Source organism: Mesorhizobium sp. CA7 (genome assembly GCF_020165015.1).
Classification (GTDB): Bacteria; Pseudomonadota; Alphaproteobacteria; order Rhizobiales; family Rhizobiaceae; genus Mesorhizobium.
Genome location: NZ_JAIUHH010000002.1, coordinates 415,947 through 436,932, shown reverse-complemented (window position 1 = coordinate 436,932; position 20,986 = coordinate 415,947). Strand labels below are relative to the sequence as shown.

The window sequence follows — 20,986 nt, the reverse complement described above, 5'->3', positions numbered from 1 at the left end:
CCATTGCTCTCATCTATGTTTTCTCACCTCGTATAACTTCCGAATCCTTTCCTTAATCGCCACCGAACGGCTGTCGACCCTTAGGCCGGGCAGCTTGCGCGAGGGCTAATTCGGCTGTTTGTAAAGCGAGCGTTGGGGTCTTGCACATCCATGCAAGACCCCAGTCAGCGATTCACCCGGCAGCCCGGATACATGGTCGCTATCGACCTAGATGATCATGCTCTAGAGCCGGAAGCCGATCCAGACGCGGCGGCGCCAGCAGCGGACATGACGCCGGCCATGGCGCCAGTAGCGCCGGCAGACCCTTCTCCAAACGTGGCGCCGGCGGCGGCGGTAGTACCGATCACGGTAATACCGACGGCGGTAGTACTGGGCTGGCTGCAGCAGATCGGCCTGGTCATCCTCCTCGTAGATGGCCGGATCCGGCTTATCCAATTCATCCAGAATTCCGTTGCCGGCGGGAATACCGGCAACGGCCTTGCTGGGACCGGCCAGGCTTGCAAGCGCTGCCGCCCCCGCAACGCCAAGCATTCCGGTGAGAAACAACCGACGTTCCATAAAAACCTCCCGAGCTGTTGGCCACGGCAGCCCTTCCTCACCCGCAACGGGCTCCAGGGAGCGACCGATCGGTTTGAACGTGCAAGTAGCATTCTCGTTCCATTAGCCCACCTCGCGCAAAATGAAGTCGTGCAGCATCTTGGCGGCGGGCGAGAGCGCGCGGTTCCTGACCGTGATCAGGCTGTAAGGCCGGACCTCGATGTCGAACTCGGTCTGCACGACATCGATGGCGCCGGCCAGCCCGTCGCCGCCCTGGATGAACTTGGCGACCTGGATCGAGACCGGCGCGATGGCGTCGGACTGCGCCACCATCACCAAGGTGAGCAGCAGCGAAGAGGTGTTGAGAATGCGGTCGGGCAGCGGAATGTCGCGGTTCAAAAAGTTGCTTTCCATCGCCTGGCGCAGCGGCGAGCCGCCGGACTGGAACACCCAGTCATAGGCCGCGGTATCTTCCAGCCGCACCATCTTGCCGCTCGCCAGCGGGTGGCCGCGGCGCACGATGAGGCAGGCCTTCTCGACGCCGATGACGCGCGATTCGAAGAGCCGCGGATTGAGATCGTCCGGGATGCGGGCGATGATGAAGTCGTGGCGCGAGGCGATCAGCTCGCGGGCCAGCACGTTCGAGGTCTCGACCTGCATTGTGATCTCGATGCGCGGATAGATGCGGCGGATCTCACGGATCGCCGGCACGGCCAGCTCGATCGCCGGCGCCGTGACCGCGCCGAGGAATACGGAGCCGCCCTTGCCGGCCTTGAGCTCGGAAATCTCACGGTCGGCCTCCCGCATCTCCAGCAGGATGGAGCGGGCGCGCCGGGCGAGCGCCTGGCCGTAAGGGGTCAACGTCACGCCGCGCGGCAGCCGCTCGCACAACTTCACGTCGAGCACCGCTTCCATCTCGGCGATCATGCGCGAGGCGGCCGGCTGGGAGATGTTCATGACCTGGGCGGCGGCGCTCACCCGCCCGTGATCGTCCAAGGCGGCAATCATGCGCATGTGGCGAAGACTGAGGCCGCTGCGCAGCAACGTCTCGCCATCTCGCGGCAATTTCTCGTAACCACCTGAAATCGCATCGGGATCGCGCAACGCCGCCATGATTTTCGGTCTCCTGTGCGAGTTTCTATCGATCGCTTAAGCCATACCAGTATCGATATAGCAACCAGCAAAGATCGCATTTGACAGTTATGTCAAAGCGACCCACCCTCCGCGCGTTCCGATGCGCAGGGGTCGGCGACGAGCGAAATCGTATCGATTGAAACTGCGCCGCGGGGCCGATTGGGAGGATACCGGAGATCGATAAAGCCGACAGTGGCGCGCCAGCGCACCTGTTCGACTGCGCGGCCCGCGAAGCCCCGAGGTGTCGCGTCCATCAACCAGGGAGAGTAATCGTGAAGATCATCAAGACGCTGGCCGCCATCGCGGCCCTTGGCATTGCCGCCACGACCTATTCGGCGCACGCCGCCGACAAGGGTCTCGTCGGCGTGCTGATGCCGACCAAGACCTCGCAGCGCTGGATCAATGACGGCGACGCCGTCAAGTCCCAGCTCGAAGCGCTCGGCTACACCGTCGACCTGCAATATGCGCAGGACGACATCCCGAACCAGCTCAGCCAGCTGGAAAACGAAATCACCAAAGGCCCGAAGGCGCTGATCATCGCTTCGATCGACGGCACCACCATGGCCGACGCGCTGCAGAAGGCCAATGATGCCGGCGTCGTCACCATCGCCTATGACCGCCTGATCAAGAAGACCCCGAATGTCGACTACTACACCACCTTCGACAATTTCGGCGTCGGCGTGATCCAGGCGAACTCGCTGGTCAAGGGCCTCAAGGAGCGCTTCCCGAACACCAAGCCGTGGAACGTGGAGCTGTTCGGCGGCTCGCCGGACGACAACAACGCCTTCTTCTTCTACAACGGCGCCATGTCCGTCCTGCAGCCGCTGATCGACGACGGCTCGATCAAGATCAAGTCCGGCCAGATGGGCATGGACAAGGTCGGCACCTTGCGCTGGCTCGCCGCCACCGCCCAGGCGCGCATGGACAACCTGCTCTCGGCCAACTACTCGGACGGCAGCCGCGTCGACGGCGTTCTGTCTCCTTATGACGGCCTGTCGCGCGGCATCACCGCCTCGCTGCGCGCCGTCGGCTACGGCACGGAAGCCCAGCCCTGGCCGATCGTGACCGGCCAGGACGCCGAGACCGCCTCGGTCAAGCTGATCATCTCGGGCGAGCAGTACTCGACCGTGTTCAAGGACACCCGCGAGCTGGCCAAGGCCACCGTGCAGCTGGTCGACAAGGTGCTCTCCGGCGGCAAGCCGGACGGCCTCGACACCAAGACCTACAACAACGACGTCAAGGTCGTTCCCTCGATCCTGTTGACGCCGCATGAGGTCGACAAGTCGAACTACAAGGAACTGGTCGTCGACTCCGGCTACATCAAGGCTGAAGAGCTGAAGTAATCCGGTCTCAAAGGAAGGGGTCCTGCGCGACTGCAGGGCCCCTTTTCGTTCGCAAGCGACCCCGGTATTGTTTTTGCCGGCTACCGCAGCGCCATATGCCGCCAAGGCATGAGCGAAACTGTGGCATGTTGATTTCGCGCAAGACGCTTTCCGCGAGTGGAAGGCCTGCGCCAGGGAGCAGATCCTGATGGCCTCGACGATTTTGGAGATGCGCGACATCACCAAGACGTTCCCCGGCGTGAAGGCGTTGTCGAACGTCAATCTCAGCGTCGAGGAAGGTGAGATCCACGCCGTCGTCGGCGAGAACGGCGCCGGCAAGTCGACACTGATGAAGGTGCTGTCGGGCGTCTATCCATCCGGCACCTATGAGGGCCAGATCATCTTCCGCGGTCAGGAATGCCATTTCAAAGGCATTCACGACAGCGAGCATATCGGCATCGTCATCATCCACCAGGAGCTTGCCCTGGTGCCGATGCTGTCGATCACGGAAAACATCTTCCTTGGCAACGAGCACGCCACCTACGGCGTCATCGACTGGGACGCCAACGAGACGCGTACCGGCGCCCTGCTCAAGAAGGTCGGGCTCAAGGAAGACCCCAAGACGCTGATCACCAATATCGGCGTCGGCAAGCAGCAGCTGGTCGAGATCGCCAAGGCGCTGAGCAAGGAAGTGAAGCTCCTGATCCTCGACGAGCCGACGGCCTCGCTCAGCGAGAAGGACAGCCAGGCGCTGCTCGACCTTCTGCTCGAGTTCAAGCGCCAGGGCATGACCTCGATCCTGATCTCGCACAAGCTCAACGAGGTGAACCGCGTCGCCGACAAGGTGACGGTGATCCGCGACGGGCGCACCATCGAGACCTTGCCGAGGAAGGACATCTCGGAAGACCGCATCATCACCTCGATGGTCGGCCGCTCGCTCGACGACCGCTACCCGCCGCGCGAGCCGAAGATCGGCGACGTCATCTTCGAGGTGAAGGACTGGTCGGTTTACCACCCGATCCATGCCGAGCGGCAGGTGATCAAGAACATCAACCTCAATGTGCGCAAGGGCGAGGTTGTCGGTATCGCCGGGCTGATGGGCGCCGGCCGGACCGAATTCGCGATGAGCCTTTTCGGACGCTCCTACGGCCGGCACATCACCGGAGAGGTGTCGCTGCACGGCAAGCCTATCGACCTCTCATCGGTGAGCAAGGCGGTGGCGAGCGGCATCGCCTATGTCACCGAAGACCGCAAGACCTACGGCCTCAACCTGATCGACCACATCAAGCACAATGTGACTTTGGCCAACCTCTCCGGCGTTTCCAGCCGCGGCGTCATCGACGACATGCGCGAGATGAGCGTCGCCAATGACTACCGCAAGAAGACCAACATCCGCGCCTCCAGCGTCTACCAGCTGACCGGCAACCTCTCGGGTGGCAACCAGCAGAAAGTCGTGCTGTCGAAATGGCTGTTCGCCGATCCGGAGGTTTTGATCCTCGACGAGCCGACCCGCGGCATTGACGTCGGCGCGAAGTACGAAATCTATACGATCATCGCGCGCCTTGCCGCCGAGGGCAAAGCGATCATCGTCATCTCGTCGGAAATGCCCGAACTGCTCGGTATCTCCGACCGTATCTATGTGATGAACGAAGGGCGTATAGTCGGCGAAATGGCTGCAAGCGACGCAAGCCAGGAAAAAATCATGCGCGCCATCGTTCGCGGAGAAGGAAAAGCATCATGAGCACAGAAAGCGCTCCCGCGCCGCAAAGCGGGCTCGCCGAGGACGTCAAACAGGGTCCGCGTATCGCCGTTTCGGCGCTGACGACGAACCTGCGCGAATACGGCCTGATCATCGCGCTGATCGTGATCATGCTGTTCTTCCAGTACACGACGTCGGGAACGCTGTTCAAACCGGTGAACCTCAGCAATCTGGTGCAGCAGAACTCGTTCATCATCGTGATGGCGCTCGGCATGCTCTTGGTGATCGTCGCCGGCTATATCGACCTCAGCGTGGGATCGGTCGCCGGCTTCATCGGCGCGCTGGCGGCGATGATGATGGTTATCTGGCCGCTTGGGATGTTCTCGAATCCGCTGGTGGTCTCGATTGTCTGCCTGATCGTCGGCGCGCTGATCGGCGCGGCGCAAGGCTACTGGATCGCCTATCACAAGATACCGAGCTTCATCGTGACATTGGCGGGCATGCTGATCTTCCGCGGCATCTGCCAGGCGCTGCTCGGCGGCGGCTCCTCGGTCGGTCCGCTGCCGGACAGCTTCAAGGCGCTGAGTTCCGGCTTCATTCCGGACGTGATCGGCCCGCTGATGCTGATACCGCCGACGGTCAATGCCGCCGGCAAGACGATCGTCGGCAGCGGACTGACGCTGCACATGACGACGGTCGTGCTCGGCCTCATCGCGGTGCTCGCCTACGCCTATTTCGGCTTCAGGACGCGGCGCAAGCGCGAGCGTCACGGCTATGAGGCGGAGCCCTTCCCGCTGTTCGTCGTCAAGACGCTGGTGGGCAGCGCGCTGGCGCTGTTCCTGGTCTTCCAGTTCGCCAGCTACAGGGGCCTGCCGGTCGTGCTGCTGGTGATGGGCGTGCTGATCTCGCTGTTCGTCTTCGTGACCAAGCGCATGACCATCGGCCGCCGCATCTACGCCATGGGCGGCAACGCCAAGGCCGCGCAGCTTTCGGGCATCAACACCGAAAGGCTGACCCTGCTGGTCTTCATCAATATGGGCGTGCTCTCGGCGCTGGGCGGCCTGATCATCGCGGCGCGCCTCGGCCAGGCCGTGCCAGCTGCCGGTCTCGGCAGCGAGCTCGACGTCATCGCGGCCGTCTTCATCGGCGGCGCCTCGGCAATGGGCGGCGTCGGACAGGTGATCGGCGCCGTCGTCGGCGGCTTCATCATGGGCGTGATGAACAACGGCATGTCGATCATGGGCGTCAATGTCGACTGGCAGCAGGTGGTGAAAGGCCTGGTGCTGCTCGGCGCCGTCATCTTCGACGTCTACAACAAGAACAAGGCCTGAAGACCTGAAGCGGACTTAAGGAGGCATACGGGTTTCAGATCGCGAAGCTGCCGGCAACCCGTCGGCGCCAAGAAGTCCAGGCAAGGACCGGGCTCGCGAGCGCAATCCGGACGAAGAATTTCAACCGTGGCACGGATTTCTCCGCGCCGCGCCGGTCAAGGTTTGCCCGCGGGCAGCCAGGCAAGATGAGAGAGGGTTCAAACATGCTGATCTCCCAGATCCTCGACGACGCCGAGACGATCCGCGTCGTCGCCCGCAGTGGCGGCGGCAAGACCAGGGTCATCAACGGCGCGCGCAGCGTCTATTCGCTGGCGATGGAGGCCGCGCGGACAGGCACGGGCCTCGAGGCATTGATCGAGCGCAAGGGCTATGGCGAGACGGTCGATCTCGATGCCGCCTATAAGAGGGGCAGGCTGGTCTCGCCGATCAACCATCCGGACCCGGCGCATCTGCACCTCACCGGCACGGGGCTGACGCATCTCGGTTCCGCGGCGACGCGCGATTCCATGCACAAGAAGCTCAGCGAGGGCGGCGAGGCGGAACTCACCGATTCCATGAAGATGTTCCGCATGGGCCTCGAAGGCGGCAAGCCGGCCAAGGGACAGGTCGGCGTGCAGCCGGAATGGTTCTACAAGGGCAACGGCACGATGGCGGTGGCCCCCGGCGCGCCGCTGATGTCGCCGGCCTTCGCGCAGGATGGCGGCGAGGAGCCGGAGATCGCCGGCATTTATGTCATCGGCGATGACGGCGCGCCGTTCCGCGTCGGCTTCACGCTGTCGAACGAGTTCTCCGACCACGTCACCGAACGGGTGAACTATCTGTTCCTTGCCCATTCCAAGCTGCGCAATGCCTCGTTTGGCCCTGAAATCCTAATCGGCGAGCTGCCCGCCGACATCCGCGGCGCCTCGCGCATCTGGCGCGACGGCAAGCTGCTCTGGGAAAAGCCGTTCCTGTCGGGCGAAGCGAACATGTCGCACACCATCGCCAATCTCGAGCACCACCATTTCAAATATTCGGCCTTCCGCCAGCCGGGCGACGTGCATGTGCATATGTTCGGCACCGCGACGCTCTCCTTCGCCGATGGCATCAGGACCGAGGCCGGCGATACGTTCGAGATCGAGGCGCCGGATTTCGGCCTGCCGCTGCGCAATCCGCTGGAGATCGAGAAGCCGGTCAAGGTGGCGGTGAAGGCGCTGTAGCGCCGATCTCCCGGTGACTGGCAGGCCAGAGGGGCGCGAAGGAAGCTGCCTCTTCCACTTCGTCATTCTAGGGCGGAGCAAGGAGCGAAGCGACGCGCGCAGACCCTAGAATCCATGCCGTGACATTGGGCGTAGACTGCTGCCGTCCAGAATAACCGTTGGCGCAGCGCCAGCTAAGATCGCAACATGACAGGCTATGTTTACATGACCGCGAGCCAGAAGGTGGCACGCTATTTCGGTGTCGCCAACGACCTTACCCACCGCATGCCCGGGCACAAGACCGGCCAAGGCTCCAGAAGATCATCCTGAATGGTTCGAGTTCTCTCGCGGAATTGGCTGGTGAGCGTTCGGCACCGTGGCGGCGCTCAGGCGTCACGGCATGGATTCTAGGGTCTGCGCGCGTCGCTTCGCTCCTTGCTCCGCCCTAGAATGACGAAGAACAGATGGGACGGCGCGTCCCCTTCCGGACATCTCCCCACTTGGACCTCACCGCGCTGCCCGAAAATGCTTGGAGAGCTTCAGGCCCTGCGCCTGATAGTTCGAGCCGAGTTCGGTGCCGTAAAGCGCCTGCGGGCGTTTCAGCATATGCTCGTAGACGAGACGGCCGACGATCTGGCCGTGGTCGAGGATAAAAGGCACCTCGTGGCTGCGCACTTCAAGCACCGCGCGGCTGCCGCTGCCGCCGGCGGCGGAGTGGCCGAAGCCCGGATCGAAGAAGCCGGCATAGTGGACGCGGAACTCGCCGACCAGCGGATCGAAGGGTGTCATCTCGGCGGCATAGAGCGGCGGCACGTGCACGGCTTCTCGGCTGACCAAGATATAGAATTCGTCCGGATCGAGCACCAGTTCGCCGGCGCCGCTCTTGTAGATCGGCTCCCAGAAATCGACGACATCCTGGGCGGCGCGCTTGTCGACGTCGACCAGTCCGGTGTGGTGCTTGCCGCGGTAGCCGACAAGGCCGTCTTTGTCGCCGTCGAGATCGATGGAGAGCGCGATGCCGCCGCCTGAAATATTGGGCGGCTCGGTGGCGACCAGCATCTCGGCGCGGTGAAGTTCGCGCAGCTCATTCTCCGAGAGCACCGCGTTGCCGGTGCGGAAGCGGATCTGCGACAGCCGCGAGCCGGCGCGCACGACGATCGGGAAGGTGCGCGGGCTGACCTCGAGATAGAGCGGCCCGCGGTAGCCGGCGGCAATCTTGTCGAACTCATGGCCGCGATCGGTCATGACGCGCGTGAATATGTCGAGACGGCCGGTCGAGCTCTTCGGATTGGCCGAGGCGGATACGTTCGCCGGCAGCGCCAGGCTCTCGAGCAGCGGCACGATATAGACGCAGCCGGTTTCCAGCACCGCGCCCTCGGCAAGGCTGATCTCGTGCAGCTTCAGCCGCTCGAGCTTGTCGACGACCCGATGATCCGGACCCGGCAGGAACGAGGCACGCACGCGAAACGCCTTGTCGCCGAGCCTTAGATCGAGGCTGGCCGGCTGGATCTGGTCGGCGTCCAGCGCGCGCGGCGACTTCAGCGCCTTCGCCTCGAACAGCGCTGCGATGTCCTGATCCGGAAGAATGCCTGTTTGCCGCAAAGGCTGGCTCCGTTCACAAGGCCGGGCGAGGATCTAAGCAGGCTCTTGCCGCCCGGCTGGTACAAACCTCTTAATGAAGCCGGCAATTGACGCAAGCGCGGCGCGGGTCTAAAGGGTCGTTATCCCGTGGTGATTTGGCCGGTCGGCTTGCAGCCACGTTAAACAAGTCGCTAAAGGACCGTCGAGCCGCAAGGCTATATGGACCGGTTGCGACTTCGCGGCCGGTTTTTTTGTGTCTGAAAGCAGGGCTATGAGCACCAAGAAGCGCAACTGGAAACCTCAGACGGCACTCGTGCATGGCGGAACGTTGCGTTCCGGTTTCGGCGAGACATCCGAGGCGATGTATCTCACCCAAGGCTATGTCTACGAGACGGCGCAAGCGGCGGAAGCCCGCTTCAAGGGCGAAGAGCCGGGCTTCATCTATTCGCGCTACGCCAACCCGACCGTCGACATGTTCGAAAAGCGCATGTGCGCGCTGGAAGGCGCCGAGGATGCCCGCGCCACCGCTTCCGGCATGGCCGCAGTAACCGCCGCGCTGCTCTGCAGCGCCAAGGCCGGAGATCATATCGTCGCGGCGCGCGCCCTGTTCGGCTCCTGCCGCTGGGTGGTCGAGACGCTGGCGCCGCGCTACGGCATCGAGGCGACGCTGGTCGACGGCACCGACATCGCCAATTGGGAAAAGGCGATAAGGCCGAACACCAAGCTGTTCTTCCTGGAAAGCCCGACCAACCCGACGCTGGAGGTGGTCGACATCGCGGCCGTCGCCAGGCTCGCCAATTCGATCGGCGCCAGGCTGATCGTCGACAATGTCTTCGCCACGCCGCTGCAGCAGAAGCCCCTGCTGCTCGGCGCCCATATCGTCGTCTATTCGGCGACCAAGCACATAGACGGCCAGGGCCGCTGCCTGGGCGGCGTCATCCTGTCGGACAAGAAGTGGATCGACGAGAACCTGCACGACTATTTCCGCCACACCGGTCCCAGCCTGTCGCCCTTCAACGCCTGGACGCTGCTCAAAGGCCTGGAGACGCTGCCGCTGCGCGTGCGTCAGCAGACCGAGAGCGCCGGCAAGATCGCGGATTTCCTTGCCGGCCGACCGGAGATCGCCCGTGTCATCTATCCGGGTCGCGCCGATCATCCGCAAGCGGATATCGTCAAGAAGCAGATGTCGGGAGGCTCGACGCTGATCTGCCTCGACGTCAAAGGCGGCAAGCAGGCGGCCTTTGCCTTCCAGAACGCGCTCGACATCGTGCTGATCTCGAACAATCTCGGTGACGCCAAGAGCCTGATCACCCATCCGGCGACGACGACGCACAAGAACCTGAGCGACGAGGCCCGCGCCGAGCTCGGCATCGGGCCAGGCACGCTGAGGCTCTCCGTCGGCCTGGAGGACAGCGACGATCTGCTGGAAGACGTGGAACAGGCGCTGAAGGCAGCAAAATAGAAGCCTGAGAACGCCGCGGCCCGAGCCTTCCAGAGCCGCAATTCCGGACGGAAAACCGTTTCACACTTTCCTGGAATTGCTCTAGGCGAGCTCCTCCAGCTCGGTCATCGCCTTGGTGCGGATGGTCATGGCGTTGCCACGCCATTCGACGGCGCCGCCGAACCAGGCGCGCGCCCAGATGGCCGGCAGCAGGGCATCGCGCACAATCATCGCGGTGACGCTGCGTGGCGACAGGTACCAGCCCTTCGCAAAGGCCAGCAGCCATTCCGGCAGGTAGGCGATCGCCAGCACGCCCAAGGCCGTCGTGGGCAGGCTGACGCCGGCGCTTGCTGCCGCAATCAGCGCCAGCAGCAGCGGCACCGCAGCGCCAGTCAGGATCTCCGGCGCGAAGAACAGCGGAAAGGTCACCCGCCGCAGCCGCGCCCAGCGCGTCTGGCGCGACCAGATCTCGGCGAAGCTGCGCAGTCCAAGCGGCTGCTCGAATGGCGAGGCGACGAGGTTGACGTTGAGCCCCAGGCCGTTGACCAGCTTGGTGGCCGCCGCGTCCTCGGCGATCTCGGCGGCCAAAGCCTGGATGCCGCCATTGGCATCGAGCATCGGCTTGTTCCACAGCATGCTCTTGCCCTGGGCGAAGCCAAGGCCAAGCGCCTCGCCGGCATACTGCCAACGCGCCTGCAGCGTGTTGAGGAAGGCGCATTCGACTTCGGCCCAAAACCCGTCCGGCCGCGAGCCGATCGGCGTCGAGCAGACGAGGCCGGTATCCGGCCGCCATGCCGCCATCAGGTGCTGGACATAGTCTCTCGGCATCAGCACGTTGGAATCGGCGAGAATCACCCAATCGTGTCGCGCCGCCTGCCAGCCCTTGACGCAGTTGTTGAGCTTGGGATTGGCGCTGACGCGATCATCGCCGATCAGCAGCCGCGCAGGAATTTTGGGGTGGCGCGCGATCGCCGCATCGATCAGCTTGACCACCGGGTCTTCGGCATGCGCGACGCAGAAGATCAGCTCGTAGCGCGGCCAATCGAGCGAGAAGGCGCGCAGCAAGGTTTCCTGCGTGAACGGCTCGACGCCACGCGACGGCACGATGATGGAGACCGGCGGCCGCGCGCCGGGGGGCGGCGCGATGACATGCCGCTGCTTCAGCTGCGACGAGGCGAGCAGGATGCTGGCGAGATTGAAGGAAAGAAGCGCTGACGAAGCCAGGCCGGCTGCGATAGTCAGTTCCATCGAGATCTGGTCACTCCCGACAGAGAGTTTCACCGTTTCACGCAAACGGCGACCCACTCCATCTCCTTGTTTTCACGCGATTCCGGACGGAAGGCTACGGCGAAGGCGCCGAGCCTAACCGCTCGCGCTTTTCCTGGAATTGTTTTAGGCCGCACGCGGCCGTTTCAACTGTTTACAGAGCGTCCGAGTCGCCCGGCAGATTTGTGCACACCAACATTGTCATGTGTCACTTAAATGACATTGTTTTTCGGCACCTGCGCTTACAAGGCTGGCAGGATGGTCGGCGCTGCGTCTATCAAGAGCGGAGCGTGACATATTTTCCGCGGCGGCAACCGGAGTGGCCCATGTATCGCGCAGTGACGCGCAACATCGAAGTGCTGGTCAGGCCCTTCTATCTGGAGGACCGCTCCGATCCCTCCGAGAACCGCTATGTCTGGGGCTATCAGGTGACGATCGACAACCGCTCCGACGAGTTCGTGCAGCTTGTGTCGCGCTACTGGCACATCACCGACGGTCAGGGCCGGGTCGAGGAGGTGCGCGGCGCCGGCGTCGTCGGCGACCAGCCGGAACTCAATCCCGGCGACAGCTACCAGTACACCTCGGGCTGCCCGCTCTCGACGCCATCGGGCATCATGGTCGGCCATTACACGATGCGCAACGGCCGCGGCGAGACGTTCGATATCGCCATTCCGGCTTTCTCGCTCGACATGCCAGGGACAAGGCGCACGGTGAATTAGACGTCGACGACAGCCTCTTTCTCCCCGTTTCACGGGGAGAAATGCCCCGGCAGGGCAATGACGGGCGGCGCCGGCCTTCTGAGATTTTCCTTGAGGCGGACGACCGCGTCGCCAGCGTGTCGCTATGATCGCCAACGTTGGCGCCGCCCCTCATCCGCCCTTCGGGCACCTTCTCCCCGTGGAACGGGGAGAAGGAAGAGAGCTCACTTCGCGAATTCAGCTGGGTCGAAGTCGTATTGGGTCGAGCAGAACTCGCAGGCGACATGGATGCCGCCCTCCTCGGTCGATTCCTTGATCTCCTCAGCCGAAAAGCCTTCGAGAATGCCGCGGATCTTGTCGCGCGAGCAGGAGCACTGGTCGGCGACAGGGACGCCGCGGAAAACGCGCACGCCGTGTTCGTGGAACAACCGGTAGAGCAACCGCTCGGCGCCCACCGTCGGGTCGATCAACTCGGTCGGCTCGATCGTGCCGAGCAGCGCCAGCAACTCCTGCCAGGAATTGTCGGCCGGCTGGTCCGCAACGTCACGCGGATCGCCGTCGCCACCGGAAATATCGGGAACGCGCATGCGCTCCGGCGATCGCGGCAGGAATTGCGCCAGGATGCCGCCGGCGCGCCACTGCTCGCGCGCGCCGGCCGGGCCGGGCGTGACCAGCTTGGCGACCGACATCTTGATATCGGTCGGGATCTGCTCCGACTGCCGGAAATAGGTGCGCGCGGCATCCTCGAGCGAGGTGCCGTCGAGCTGGACGATGCCTTGGTAGCGCTGCGTATGCGCGCCCTGGTCGATCGTCAACGCCAAGACGCCGTCGCCGAGCAGCGTCTGCTGCGAGGTCTCGCTGGCGGCGGTCAGCGCCTGCAGCCGGTCGGCATCGAAGCGCGCATAGGCGCGCAGCGCATGCGGCGTGGTGAAATCGGCCACCAGCATGTCGACCGGACCGTCGGTGCGGGTCTGCAGGATGAACTTGCCTTCGAACTTCAGCGAGGTGCCGAGCAGCACGGTGAGCACGCAGGCTTCCGCCAGCAGGCGGGCGACCGGCTCGGGGTAATCGTGGCGGCTCAAGATAGCGTCGAGCATCGGCCCAAGCTGCACGGTGCGGCCGCGCACATCGAGCGGCGCGACCTCGTAAGGCACGACGTGATCGTCGCCGGCAAAGCCGAATTCACCGAGTTGGGGTTTATGCTCAGCCAAGGTCTGGGTTTCCAACATGACAATACTCCGGGGCGCAGCCATGCCGCCCGGTGAGCCGCATGCGTCGAAGCGCGTTCAATTTACGTGATGGCCCGCAAATAGGCATCACATGTCCCCAGATCAAGTTGAGCCCGATCGGGCCGGAAGCGGTCAGGTCCAGCCCTTCTCACGCGCCCAGACACCAGGCCAGCACCGCCTTCTGGGCGTGCAGCCGGTTCTCGGCCTCGTCGAAGACCACCGAATGCGGCCCGTCGATCACCTCGTCGGTGACCTCCTCGCCGCGATGCGCGGGCAGGCAGTGCATGAACAATGCATCGGGCTTGGCTTTTGCCATCAGCGCCGCATTGACCTGATAGGGCAGGAAGACATTGTGGCCGCGGGCGCGATGCTCCTGGCCCATGGAGACCCAGCTGTCGGTGACGACGCAGTCGGCCTGGTCGACGGCTTCCTCGGCGGACCTGGAAAACCGGACCTTGCCGCCATTGGCTTTCGACCAGTCGACATATTTCTCGAAAGGCTCGCTGCCTTCCGGCACCGCGACATTGAGGTTGAAGCTAAACCGCGCCGAGGCCTCCAAGAGCGAATGCAGCACATTGTTGCCGTCGCCGGTCCAGGCGAAGGTCTTGCCGGACACCGGACCGCGATGCTCCTCAAAGGTCATGATGTCGGCCATGAGCTGGCAGGGATGCGTGTCGTCGGTCAGCCCGTTGATGACCGGAACGGTGGCGTTCTCGGTGAGCTCCAGCAGCCGGTCGTGCGAGGTGGTGCGGATCATGATGGCGTCGACGTAGCGCGACAGCACTTTCGCCGTGTCGGCGATGGTCTCCGAGCGGCCGAGCTGCATCTCGGTGCCGGTCAACATGATGGTCTCGCCGCCGAGCTGGCGCATGCCGACATCGAAGGACACGCGCGTGCGCGTCGACGGCTTGTCGAAGATCATGGCCAGCACCTTGCCATCGAGCGGTTTTGAACGCTCACCTGCCTTGAGCCTGGTCTTTCGCGCCACCGCGTCGTCCAGCATGATGCGCAGGTCGCCCGCGGAAACGGCGGACAGATCGGTGAAGTGGCGAACACTCATCGGCAGGTTCCAGAAATTATTTGGCGGCTTCGGCGGCAATCGCGTCGGTCAGGCGCTTGGCGCCGCCGCGAATGCGCTCCAGCGCCACGCCGATCTCCTCGTCGGTGACGGTGAGCGGCGGCAGGAGGCGGATGACGTTGTCGCCCGCCGGCACGGCAAGCAGGTGCTGGTCGCGCAGCGCCATGTTCACCTTGGCGTTGGGCATGGCGCATTTCAGGCCGAGCATAAGGCCGGTTCCCCTGATGCCCTCGATGACGTCGGGGAATTCATCGGCCACCGCCGCAAGGCCCTGCTTCAGAAGCAGCGCCTTGCGCTGGACGTCCTCGAGGAAGCCGTCGGCCAGCACCACGTCGAGCACGGCGTTGCCGACGGCCATCGCCAGCGGATTGCCGCCGAAGGTGGTGCCGTGCACGCCGGCCGTCATGCCGGTCGCCGCCTCGTCGGTGGCAAGGCAGGCACCCATCGGAAAGCCGCCGCCGATGCCCTTGGCGATCGCCATCAGATCGGGCGTGACGCCTGACCATTCATGCGCGAACAGCTTGCCGGTGCGGCCAATGCCGCACTGGACCTCGTCGAAGATCAAAAGCAGGCCGTGCCTGTCGCAGAGTTGCCGCAGCCGCTTCAGCGATTGCGTCGGCACCGGGCGTATGCCGCCCTCGCCTTGCACCGGCTCGATCAGGATCGCCGCGGTCTCCGGCGTGATCGCCTTTTCAGCGGCGTCGATGTCGTCGAAAGCCACCTGGTCGAATCCCTCGACCTTCGGGCCGAAGCCTTCGAGATATTTGTACTGGCCGCCGGCGGCGATCGTCGCCAGCGTGCGGCCGTGAAAGGCGCCCTCGAAGGTGATGATGCGAAAGCGCTCGGGATGGCCCTTGACGAATTGATAGCGCCTGGCCGTCTTGATGGCGCATTCCAGTGCCTCGGCACCGGAATTGGTGAAGAACACCTTGTCTGCAAAGGTCGCCTCAGTCAGCCGCTCGCCCAGCCGGCGCTGTTCCGGGATCTCATAGAGGTTGGAGACGTGCCACAGCTTGGCGGCCTGCTCGGTGAGCGCCGCGACCAGATGCGGATGGCCGTGGCCCAGCGAATTCACCGCGATGCCGCCGGCGAAGTCGAGATATCGCTCGCCCTTGTCGGTGACCAGCCAGGTCCCCTCCCCGCGGTCGAAAGCCAGGGGTGCGCGGGCAAAGGTCTCGTAAAGCGCCGAACCGCTCATTATATGCGTCTCCGGAACCGGAAATCAAAAAAGCCGCCAATGCGGCGGCCTTTGCGGCTTATCATGTTTTTCGGCCATGAAGTCAACGAAAACGTCACGCAGAAGCGCGTGGCAAGCCCCTGACGCCACGTCGGCTCATAAGTAGGCCGGCAAGTTGGGGAAAACCGAAAAAACCGAATCGTGTTGCCCTGGGGACTCTTGTCACCGAGTCAGCGCATAAGGTATTTGTAGTCGAGAAATAACTAGATTTCGTGCGGCGGACCTAATCACCCGGTATATGTGGTGTTGTTTGCCCGGCGAGAGCCGGGGGCGGGAAAGGATTCTGACTGCCGTACGCCTCAGCAGGAGCGCGGTCTCATGAACTGGACTGACGAGCGGGTCGAACTTCTCAGGAAATTGTGGTCGGAGGGTCTGAGCGCCAGCCAGATCGCCGCACAGCTCGGCGGGGTGAGCCGCAACGCCGTCATCGGCAAGGTGCATCGCCTGAGGCTGTCGGGCCGGGGCCGCGCAACGGCTGCTCCGGCGCGCCAGAAGAAGGCGACGCAAGGCGCCTCGATGCAGAAATCGGTGACCCGCGCCGCGAGTGCCACGCGTCACGTGACCACCACCATCGGCGCCACCGCGCTGCAGGTGCAGTTCGACGCCGAGCCGGTCGCGCGCCACTATATCCGGCCGGTCGAGAACGTGGTCGTGCCGATCTCGCGGCATCTGCAGCTCGTCGAGCTGACCGAACGCACCTGCAAATGGCCGAACGGCGATCCGCTGTCGGAAGACTTCAACTTCTGCGGCAACGACGCCGCCGAAACGGGACCCTATTGCAAGTATCATTCGCGGGTGGCGTTCCAGCCGGCCGGGGAGCGGCGCAGGGCGCGCTGAGCGAATAGCGAATAGCGAATAGCGAATAGAACTGGATAGAGTTTCACGAAAAGGGCAACTTATTTCCCCTACTCGCTACTCCCTATTCGCTACTCGCTCCTTACTCCCCTACTCCCTACTCCCTCCCTTCACAGCCATCCATTCTTCTTGAACCGCCAGTACAGGAACGCGCAGATGAGCGCGATCGCCACCAGGACGGCCGGATAGCCGTATTCCATCTTCAGTTCCGGCATGTCGGAGAAGTTCATGCCGTAGATGCCGGCGAAGGCCGTGGGCACCGCCAGAATGGCGGCCCATGAGGCGAGCTTCTTGGATATTGCGGTTTCCTGGCTCTGCCCGACCAGCAGACTGGCTTCGAAGGCGAAGGCCAGAACCTCGCGCAGGGAGTCGATCTTTTCCTGCACGGTGCGAATGTGGTCCGTCACATCGCGAAACAGCGGATGCATGGCGGCATGTATCTGCGGCAGGTCGGCGCTGGTCAGCCGACGGCAGACCTCGACCAGCGGCAGCGCCGCATTGCGCAGCCGCAGCAGATCGCGGCGCAGCATGTAAAGCCGCTCGATATCGGAACCGGTCATCGGCTTCAGAAGCACCTTGTCCTCGATCGCCTCGACCTCGTCCTCGATCTGCTCCAGCACCGGCATGTAATTGTCGACGATAAAGTCGAGGATGGCATAGAGGACGAAATCCTCGCCTTTGGCGAGCGAATGCGGGCAGCTCTCCCAGTGCTGGCGCACGGCAGCGTAGGAAGTCGACGGGCCGTGCCGGACGCTGACAATGTAGCCGGCGCCGACAAACAGATGCGTCTCGCCGAAAGTGACACGGCCGTCGATCAATTGCGCGGTGCGGGCAACGATGAAGAGGGCGTCGCCATATTGCTCGATCTTCGGGCGCGCATGCGGATGCTCGGCATCCTCGATCGCCAAATCATGCAAGTGGAATTGCGCCTGCACCCGGAGCAGCAGGTTGCGATCGGGCTCGAGCAGGCCGATCCAGACGACATGACCGGGTTTTGCCGCCCATTCGCCGGCCTGTTCGATGGCGATGTCGGCGATGCGCTTGCCGCCCGAATAGACGCTGGATGCAATGATGCCCGACATAGGGGCCGGGGTCAGGTTTCGAACTTGTTCCATCGCAAACCTCCCGAGACTGCGACTGACAAAAATCGCTGTCTCTGGAGGAGCTTATCCTAAATCAGGAAGCCGTTCGAGAGGCGGCGGTTCACTTAGCCGGCACCGGGCCGGGAAGTACGACCTTGTCGGTCCTGTCGCCTTTCGGCCGGTCGGCTGGCATCTGGTCGCCCGTGACGATGTAATAGATCGTCTCGGCGATATTGGTCGCGTGGTCGCCGATGCGCTCGATGTTCTTGGCGCAGAACAGAAGATGCGTGCACGGTGTGATGTTGCGCGGATCTTCCATCATGTAGGTCAAGAGCTCGCGGAACAGCGAGGTGTACATGGCGTCGATCTGGTCGTCCCGGTCGCGCACGAGGCCAATCCTCTCGACCGAACGCGAGGCGTAGACGTCGAGCACTTCCTTGAGCTGCGTCAGCGCCAGATTGGCAAGCGCCTCGATACCGCGGAAAAGGCTATTCGGCTGGCGGCCGTCCACCGAGGCCACCCGCTTGGCGACGTTCTTGCCCAAGTCGCCGACACGCTCGATATCGGCCGAGATACGGATCGCGCCGACGATCTCGCGAAGATCCGTCGCCATCGGCTGGCGCCTGGCGATGATGATGATGGCCTTGTCGTCGATCTCGCGCTGTCCTTCGTCGAGGACGAGATCGTCCTGGATGACCTTCTGCGCGAGGCCATGGTCGACATTCACCAGGGCCGCGACCGCCTGTTCGACCATGCGCTCGGCATGGCCGCCCATCGCGGCGATGCGCTTCGACAGGAATTTCAGCTCTTCATCATAGGCACTGGCGATATGAACGGACTGCATGGATATGCCTTCCCGGCTTGTGCCGGCTGGTGCGTTCCCTCAATCCGTCGCTGATACGTGAACCGCATGACAGAAAGAAGAAAATCCCGGTTGGTAACCGATATACGATCAGCGAGCCGGCAAATGAACCGTGAACGCCGCGCCCTTGCCGACTTCCGACTTGATGGACAATCTTGCGTTATGACGGGTCAATATATGCTTGACGATCGAAAGGCCAAGCCCGGTGCCTTTCTGGGCGCGGCTGTTTTCAACATCGACGCGGTAGAAGCGCTCGGTGATGCGCGGGATGTGCTCTTCGGCAATGCCCGGACCATAATCCCTTATCGTGACGTCGAAGCCCGGCTGCTGGCCATCCTCGCCGCCGGCGACCGATACGGTGACGCGCCCGCCTGACTGGCCGTATTTGCAGGCATTCTCAAGGAGATTCTCGAAGACCTGGAACAGCTCGTCGCGATCGCCGGGGACGACAAGCGGCGCGTTGGCGAACTCCCGCTCGATGACGACGCCGTTCTCACTGGCCAGCGGCCCCAGCGAATCGATGACGCTGTCGATCGTCTGGCGAAGATCGACCTCGGTGCCCGGCCCCAGATAGGGTTTCATCTCCAACCGCGACAGTGAGAGCAGATCGTCGATCAGGCGGGCCATCCGGCCGGTCTGGTTCTGCATGATCTGCAGGAACTGGTCGCGCGCCGCCGGATCGTTGCGGGCCGGCCCGCGCAGCGTCTCGATGAAGCCGGCGATCGAGGCAAGCGGCGTGCGCAGCTCATGGCTGGCATTGGCGATGAAGTCGGCGCGCATGCGATCGATGCGACGCGTCTCGCTTTGATCCTTGAACACCAGCACGTAAAGGCCTGTAGCATGACCAACCGTGGACGCGCTGACCCGATATGTGCGTTCCACCGGCAGCTTTTCGGTGTAGTCGACCGCATCGGAAGCGACTTCCCCGGCAAGGATGCCGTCCAGCAGCGCCTGCATCTCCGGGGCGCGGAACTTGAGCGACAGCGACATACCGGGCGCCAGTCCGCCAAAGGCGGCGAAGGCGGCAGCGTTGGCGTGAACGATGGTGGCGGAATGGTCGAAGATGATCAGCGGGTCGGCGACCGCGGCGGCCAGATATTCGCCGGAGAGCCTCTGCAGCCCGCTGGCCTCGATCGCTGCCCCCGCATCGGCCGGCTGGCGTTCGGCATCTGCCGGCAGCATCGCCGCGGCCGCCAGCGCGGCCAGGGCCAGCAGCAGCACATAGGCGGATGAGCCGGCGAAAAAATGAACGGCAAGGACCGCGAGAACGCCTGCGCCAAGCAGCCAGCGGTTGCGCGCCAGCCGCCCGGCCAAGGCTTGCCCCTTGTTGTCTTGTCCCGCGCCCGTCTCTGCCATAGGCCCGCGCCACCCCGCATCCCGTTCGACCGGTCAGCCGGCTCGCTGGACCGGCCTGACGCATGGGCCCCTGGAAATCAGGATCGATTTTCGCGAAGGTTCATGCGCAAGATCAAAATGCTGCAGCGTCTTTGCGCTGCACAGGCTCCATAGCATGAGTCCGCAAACTGGAAAGGTTCGTCCGGATGAAAAAAGCCAAGGAAACGGCCGAAGCGGTGCCGGCCACGGCGCCGATCAAGATCAAGATCGGCGGCAAGGAGCGCGAGTTCGACATCGACAATCCGGTGCTGCCCGACTGGATCGAGGACAACAAGCTTACCGCAGGCGGCTATCCTTACGACAAGAAGATGAAAAGCGAGGACTACGAAAAGGAACTCGAGGAGCTGCAGATCGAACTGGTCAAGGCGCAGGCTTGGCTGCAAGCCACCGGCAAGCGGGTGATGGCGCTTTTCGAGGGTAGAGACGCGGCCGGCAAGGGAGGCACGATCTTCGTGCTGCGGCAATATATGAACCCGCGCACGGCCCGCAACGTCGCGCTGCCCAAGCCGACGCCGACCGAGGCGGGGCAATGGTATTACCAGCGCTATGTCGACCATTTCCCGACTTCGGGCGAATTCGTCACCTTCGACCGCTCCTGGTACAACCGCGCCGGTGTCGAGCCGGTCATGGGGTTCTGCACGCCGGAGCAGCATGAGAAATTCCTCGACGAGACGCCGCATTTCGAGCGGATGATCTGCAACGAAGGTATGCATTTCTTCAAATTCTGGCTGAATATCGGCCGCGAAACGCAGCTCGAACGGTTCCATGACCGCCGCTGGTCGCCGCTGAAGAACTGGAAGTTCTCGCCGATCGACATCGCCGGCGTCGGCAAGTGGGACGACTACACCAGGGCGCGCGACCAGATGATCGAGCGCACACATAAGGAGTTCTCGCCCTGGGTCGTCGTGCGGGCCAATGACAAGCGACGCGCCCGGCTTGCGGTGATCCAGCGTATCCTGCTTTCCCTGCCTTATGACGGAAGGGACCTCGACGCCGTCGGCAAGCCCGACAAGAAGATCATCGGCGAGGGGCCGGAATTCCTTGAAGACTAGTTGTTGTTC

19 protein-coding genes and 1 riboswitch are annotated in these 20,986 nt (G+C 63.4%); of the genes, 9 read left to right on the top strand and 10 right to left on the bottom strand.

What is annotated here, in order from left to right; genetic code table 11:
* Window positions 1–222: 222 nt before the first annotated feature.
* Both LB552_RS06790 and LB552_RS06785 read right to left on the bottom strand, forming a co-directional pair.
* Complete coding sequence (locus LB552_RS06790) at window positions 223–558, bottom strand: protamine-2 (modular protein) (RefSeq protein ID WP_095765885.1); 336 nt, start codon at window positions 556–558, stop codon at window positions 223–225.
* A 102-nt stretch (window positions 559–660) separates the two neighbouring features.
* A complete protein-coding gene (locus tag LB552_RS06785) occupies window positions 661–1,650 on the bottom strand; it encodes a LysR family transcriptional regulator (protein WP_095765886.1) in 990 nt (329 codons plus the stop codon).
* A 293-nt stretch (window positions 1,651–1,943) separates the two neighbouring features.
* On the opposite strand from LB552_RS06785, the gene chvE reads away from it, so the two are divergent.
* The 5 genes from chvE to LB552_RS29605 all read left to right on the top strand — a co-directional run bounded on the left by chvE (window position 1,944) and on the right by LB552_RS29605 (window position 7,531).
* Window positions 1,944–3,014 carry a multiple monosaccharide ABC transporter substrate-binding protein gene (chvE, locus tag LB552_RS06780; protein WP_095765887.1) on the top strand — a complete coding sequence of 357 codons (1,071 nt, stop codon included), beginning with the start codon at window positions 1,944–1,946 and terminating at the stop codon, window positions 3,012–3,014.
* Window positions 3,015–3,201: 187 nt separating this feature from the next.
* Entirely contained in the window at window positions 3,202–4,734 is a 1,533-nt protein-coding gene (gene mmsA, locus LB552_RS06775) for a multiple monosaccharide ABC transporter ATP-binding protein (RefSeq protein WP_224603067.1), read from the top strand.
* On the top strand, window positions 4,731–6,023 hold the full coding sequence (gene mmsB, locus LB552_RS06770; RefSeq protein WP_224603056.1) for a multiple monosaccharide ABC transporter permease: 1,293 nt from the start codon (window positions 4,731–4,733) through the stop codon (window positions 6,021–6,023). The genes mmsA and mmsB overlap by 4 nt, the downstream gene beginning before the upstream one ends.
* Window positions 6,024–6,226: 203 nt before the next feature.
* Window positions 6,227–7,222, top strand: coding sequence for an AraD1 family protein (gene araD1, locus LB552_RS06765; protein ID WP_224603054.1), 996 nt, complete (start codon window positions 6,227–6,229; stop codon window positions 7,220–7,222).
* A 186-nt stretch (window positions 7,223–7,408) separates the two neighbouring features.
* Complete coding sequence (locus tag LB552_RS29605) at window positions 7,409–7,531, top strand: hypothetical protein (RefSeq protein ID WP_263481479.1); 123 nt, start codon at window positions 7,409–7,411, stop codon at window positions 7,529–7,531.
* 177 nt (window positions 7,532–7,708) lie between these two features.
* Here LB552_RS29605 and LB552_RS06760 read toward each other — a convergent pair whose 3' ends face one another.
* A complete protein-coding gene (locus tag LB552_RS06760; protein ID WP_224603052.1) occupies window positions 7,709–8,803 on the bottom strand; it encodes a 2'-deoxycytidine 5'-triphosphate deaminase in 1,095 nt (364 codons plus the stop codon).
* 116 nt (window positions 8,804–8,919) lie between these two features.
* Window positions 8,920–8,997: riboswitch (SAM riboswitch) on the top strand.
* Between the two features lie 56 nt (window positions 8,998–9,053).
* Here LB552_RS06760 and LB552_RS06755 point away from each other — a divergent pair.
* Window positions 9,054–10,244 carry an O-succinylhomoserine sulfhydrylase gene (locus tag LB552_RS06755; protein WP_224603050.1) on the top strand — a complete coding sequence of 397 codons (1,191 nt, stop codon included), beginning with the start codon at window positions 9,054–9,056 and terminating at the stop codon, window positions 10,242–10,244.
* Window positions 10,245–10,325: 81 nt separating this feature from the next.
* Here LB552_RS06755 and LB552_RS06750 read toward each other — a convergent pair whose 3' ends face one another.
* Window positions 10,326–11,471 carry a ceramide glucosyltransferase gene (locus LB552_RS06750; RefSeq protein WP_224603048.1) on the bottom strand — a complete coding sequence of 382 codons (1,146 nt, stop codon included), beginning with the start codon at window positions 11,469–11,471 and terminating at the stop codon, window positions 10,326–10,328.
* Between the two features lie 344 nt (window positions 11,472–11,815).
* Here LB552_RS06750 and apaG point away from each other — a divergent pair, with 344 nt between their 5' ends.
* Window positions 11,816–12,208 (top strand): Co2+/Mg2+ efflux protein ApaG, encoded by a 393-nt coding sequence (gene apaG, locus LB552_RS06745; protein WP_095765893.1) that lies wholly within the window; start codon window positions 11,816–11,818, stop codon window positions 12,206–12,208.
* 203 nt (window positions 12,209–12,411) lie between these two features.
* Here the strand turns inward: apaG and LB552_RS06740 are convergent, their stop codons facing one another.
* The 3 genes from LB552_RS06740 to LB552_RS06730 form a co-directional block, all read right to left on the bottom strand.
* Window positions 12,412–13,440 (bottom strand): Hsp33 family molecular chaperone, encoded by a 1,029-nt coding sequence (locus LB552_RS06740; protein ID WP_224603046.1) that lies wholly within the window; start codon window positions 13,438–13,440, stop codon window positions 12,412–12,414.
* A gap of 124 nt (window positions 13,441–13,564) precedes the next feature.
* A complete protein-coding gene (gene argF, locus LB552_RS06735; RefSeq protein ID WP_140845699.1) occupies window positions 13,565–14,476 on the bottom strand; it encodes an ornithine carbamoyltransferase in 912 nt (303 codons plus the stop codon).
* A 16-nt stretch (window positions 14,477–14,492) separates the two neighbouring features.
* Window positions 14,493–15,692 (bottom strand): aspartate aminotransferase family protein, encoded by a 1,200-nt coding sequence (locus LB552_RS06730; RefSeq protein WP_224603044.1) that lies wholly within the window; start codon window positions 15,690–15,692, stop codon window positions 14,493–14,495.
* Between the two features lie 357 nt (window positions 15,693–16,049).
* Between LB552_RS06730 and LB552_RS06725 the strand changes: the two genes are divergently transcribed.
* Window positions 16,050–16,568 carry a GcrA family cell cycle regulator gene (locus tag LB552_RS06725; protein WP_224603042.1) on the top strand — a complete coding sequence of 173 codons (519 nt, stop codon included), beginning with the start codon at window positions 16,050–16,052 and terminating at the stop codon, window positions 16,566–16,568.
* Between the two features lie 128 nt (window positions 16,569–16,696).
* Here the strand turns inward: LB552_RS06725 and LB552_RS06720 are convergent, their stop codons facing one another.
* The 3 genes from LB552_RS06720 to LB552_RS06710 all read right to left on the bottom strand — a co-directional run bounded on the left by LB552_RS06720 (window position 16,697) and on the right by LB552_RS06710 (window position 19,886).
* On the bottom strand, window positions 16,697–17,701 hold the full coding sequence (locus tag LB552_RS06720) for a magnesium and cobalt transport protein CorA (protein ID WP_095765898.1): 1,005 nt from the start codon (window positions 17,699–17,701) through the stop codon (window positions 16,697–16,699).
* Between the two features lie 88 nt (window positions 17,702–17,789).
* Complete coding sequence (gene phoU, locus LB552_RS06715) at window positions 17,790–18,512, bottom strand: phosphate signaling complex protein PhoU (RefSeq protein WP_224603040.1); 723 nt, start codon at window positions 18,510–18,512, stop codon at window positions 17,790–17,792.
* Window positions 18,513–18,620: 108 nt separating this feature from the next.
* A complete protein-coding gene (locus LB552_RS06710; RefSeq protein WP_224603039.1) occupies window positions 18,621–19,886 on the bottom strand; it encodes an ATP-binding protein in 1,266 nt (421 codons plus the stop codon).
* Between the two features lie 185 nt (window positions 19,887–20,071).
* On the opposite strand from LB552_RS06710, the gene ppk2 reads away from it, so the two are divergent.
* The gene (ppk2, locus tag LB552_RS06705; RefSeq protein ID WP_224603037.1) at window positions 20,072–20,977 is read left to right on the top strand and encodes a polyphosphate kinase 2; all 906 of its coding nucleotides are present in this window, start codon (window positions 20,072–20,074) and stop codon (window positions 20,975–20,977) included.
* Window positions 20,978–20,986: the final 9 nt, after the last annotated feature.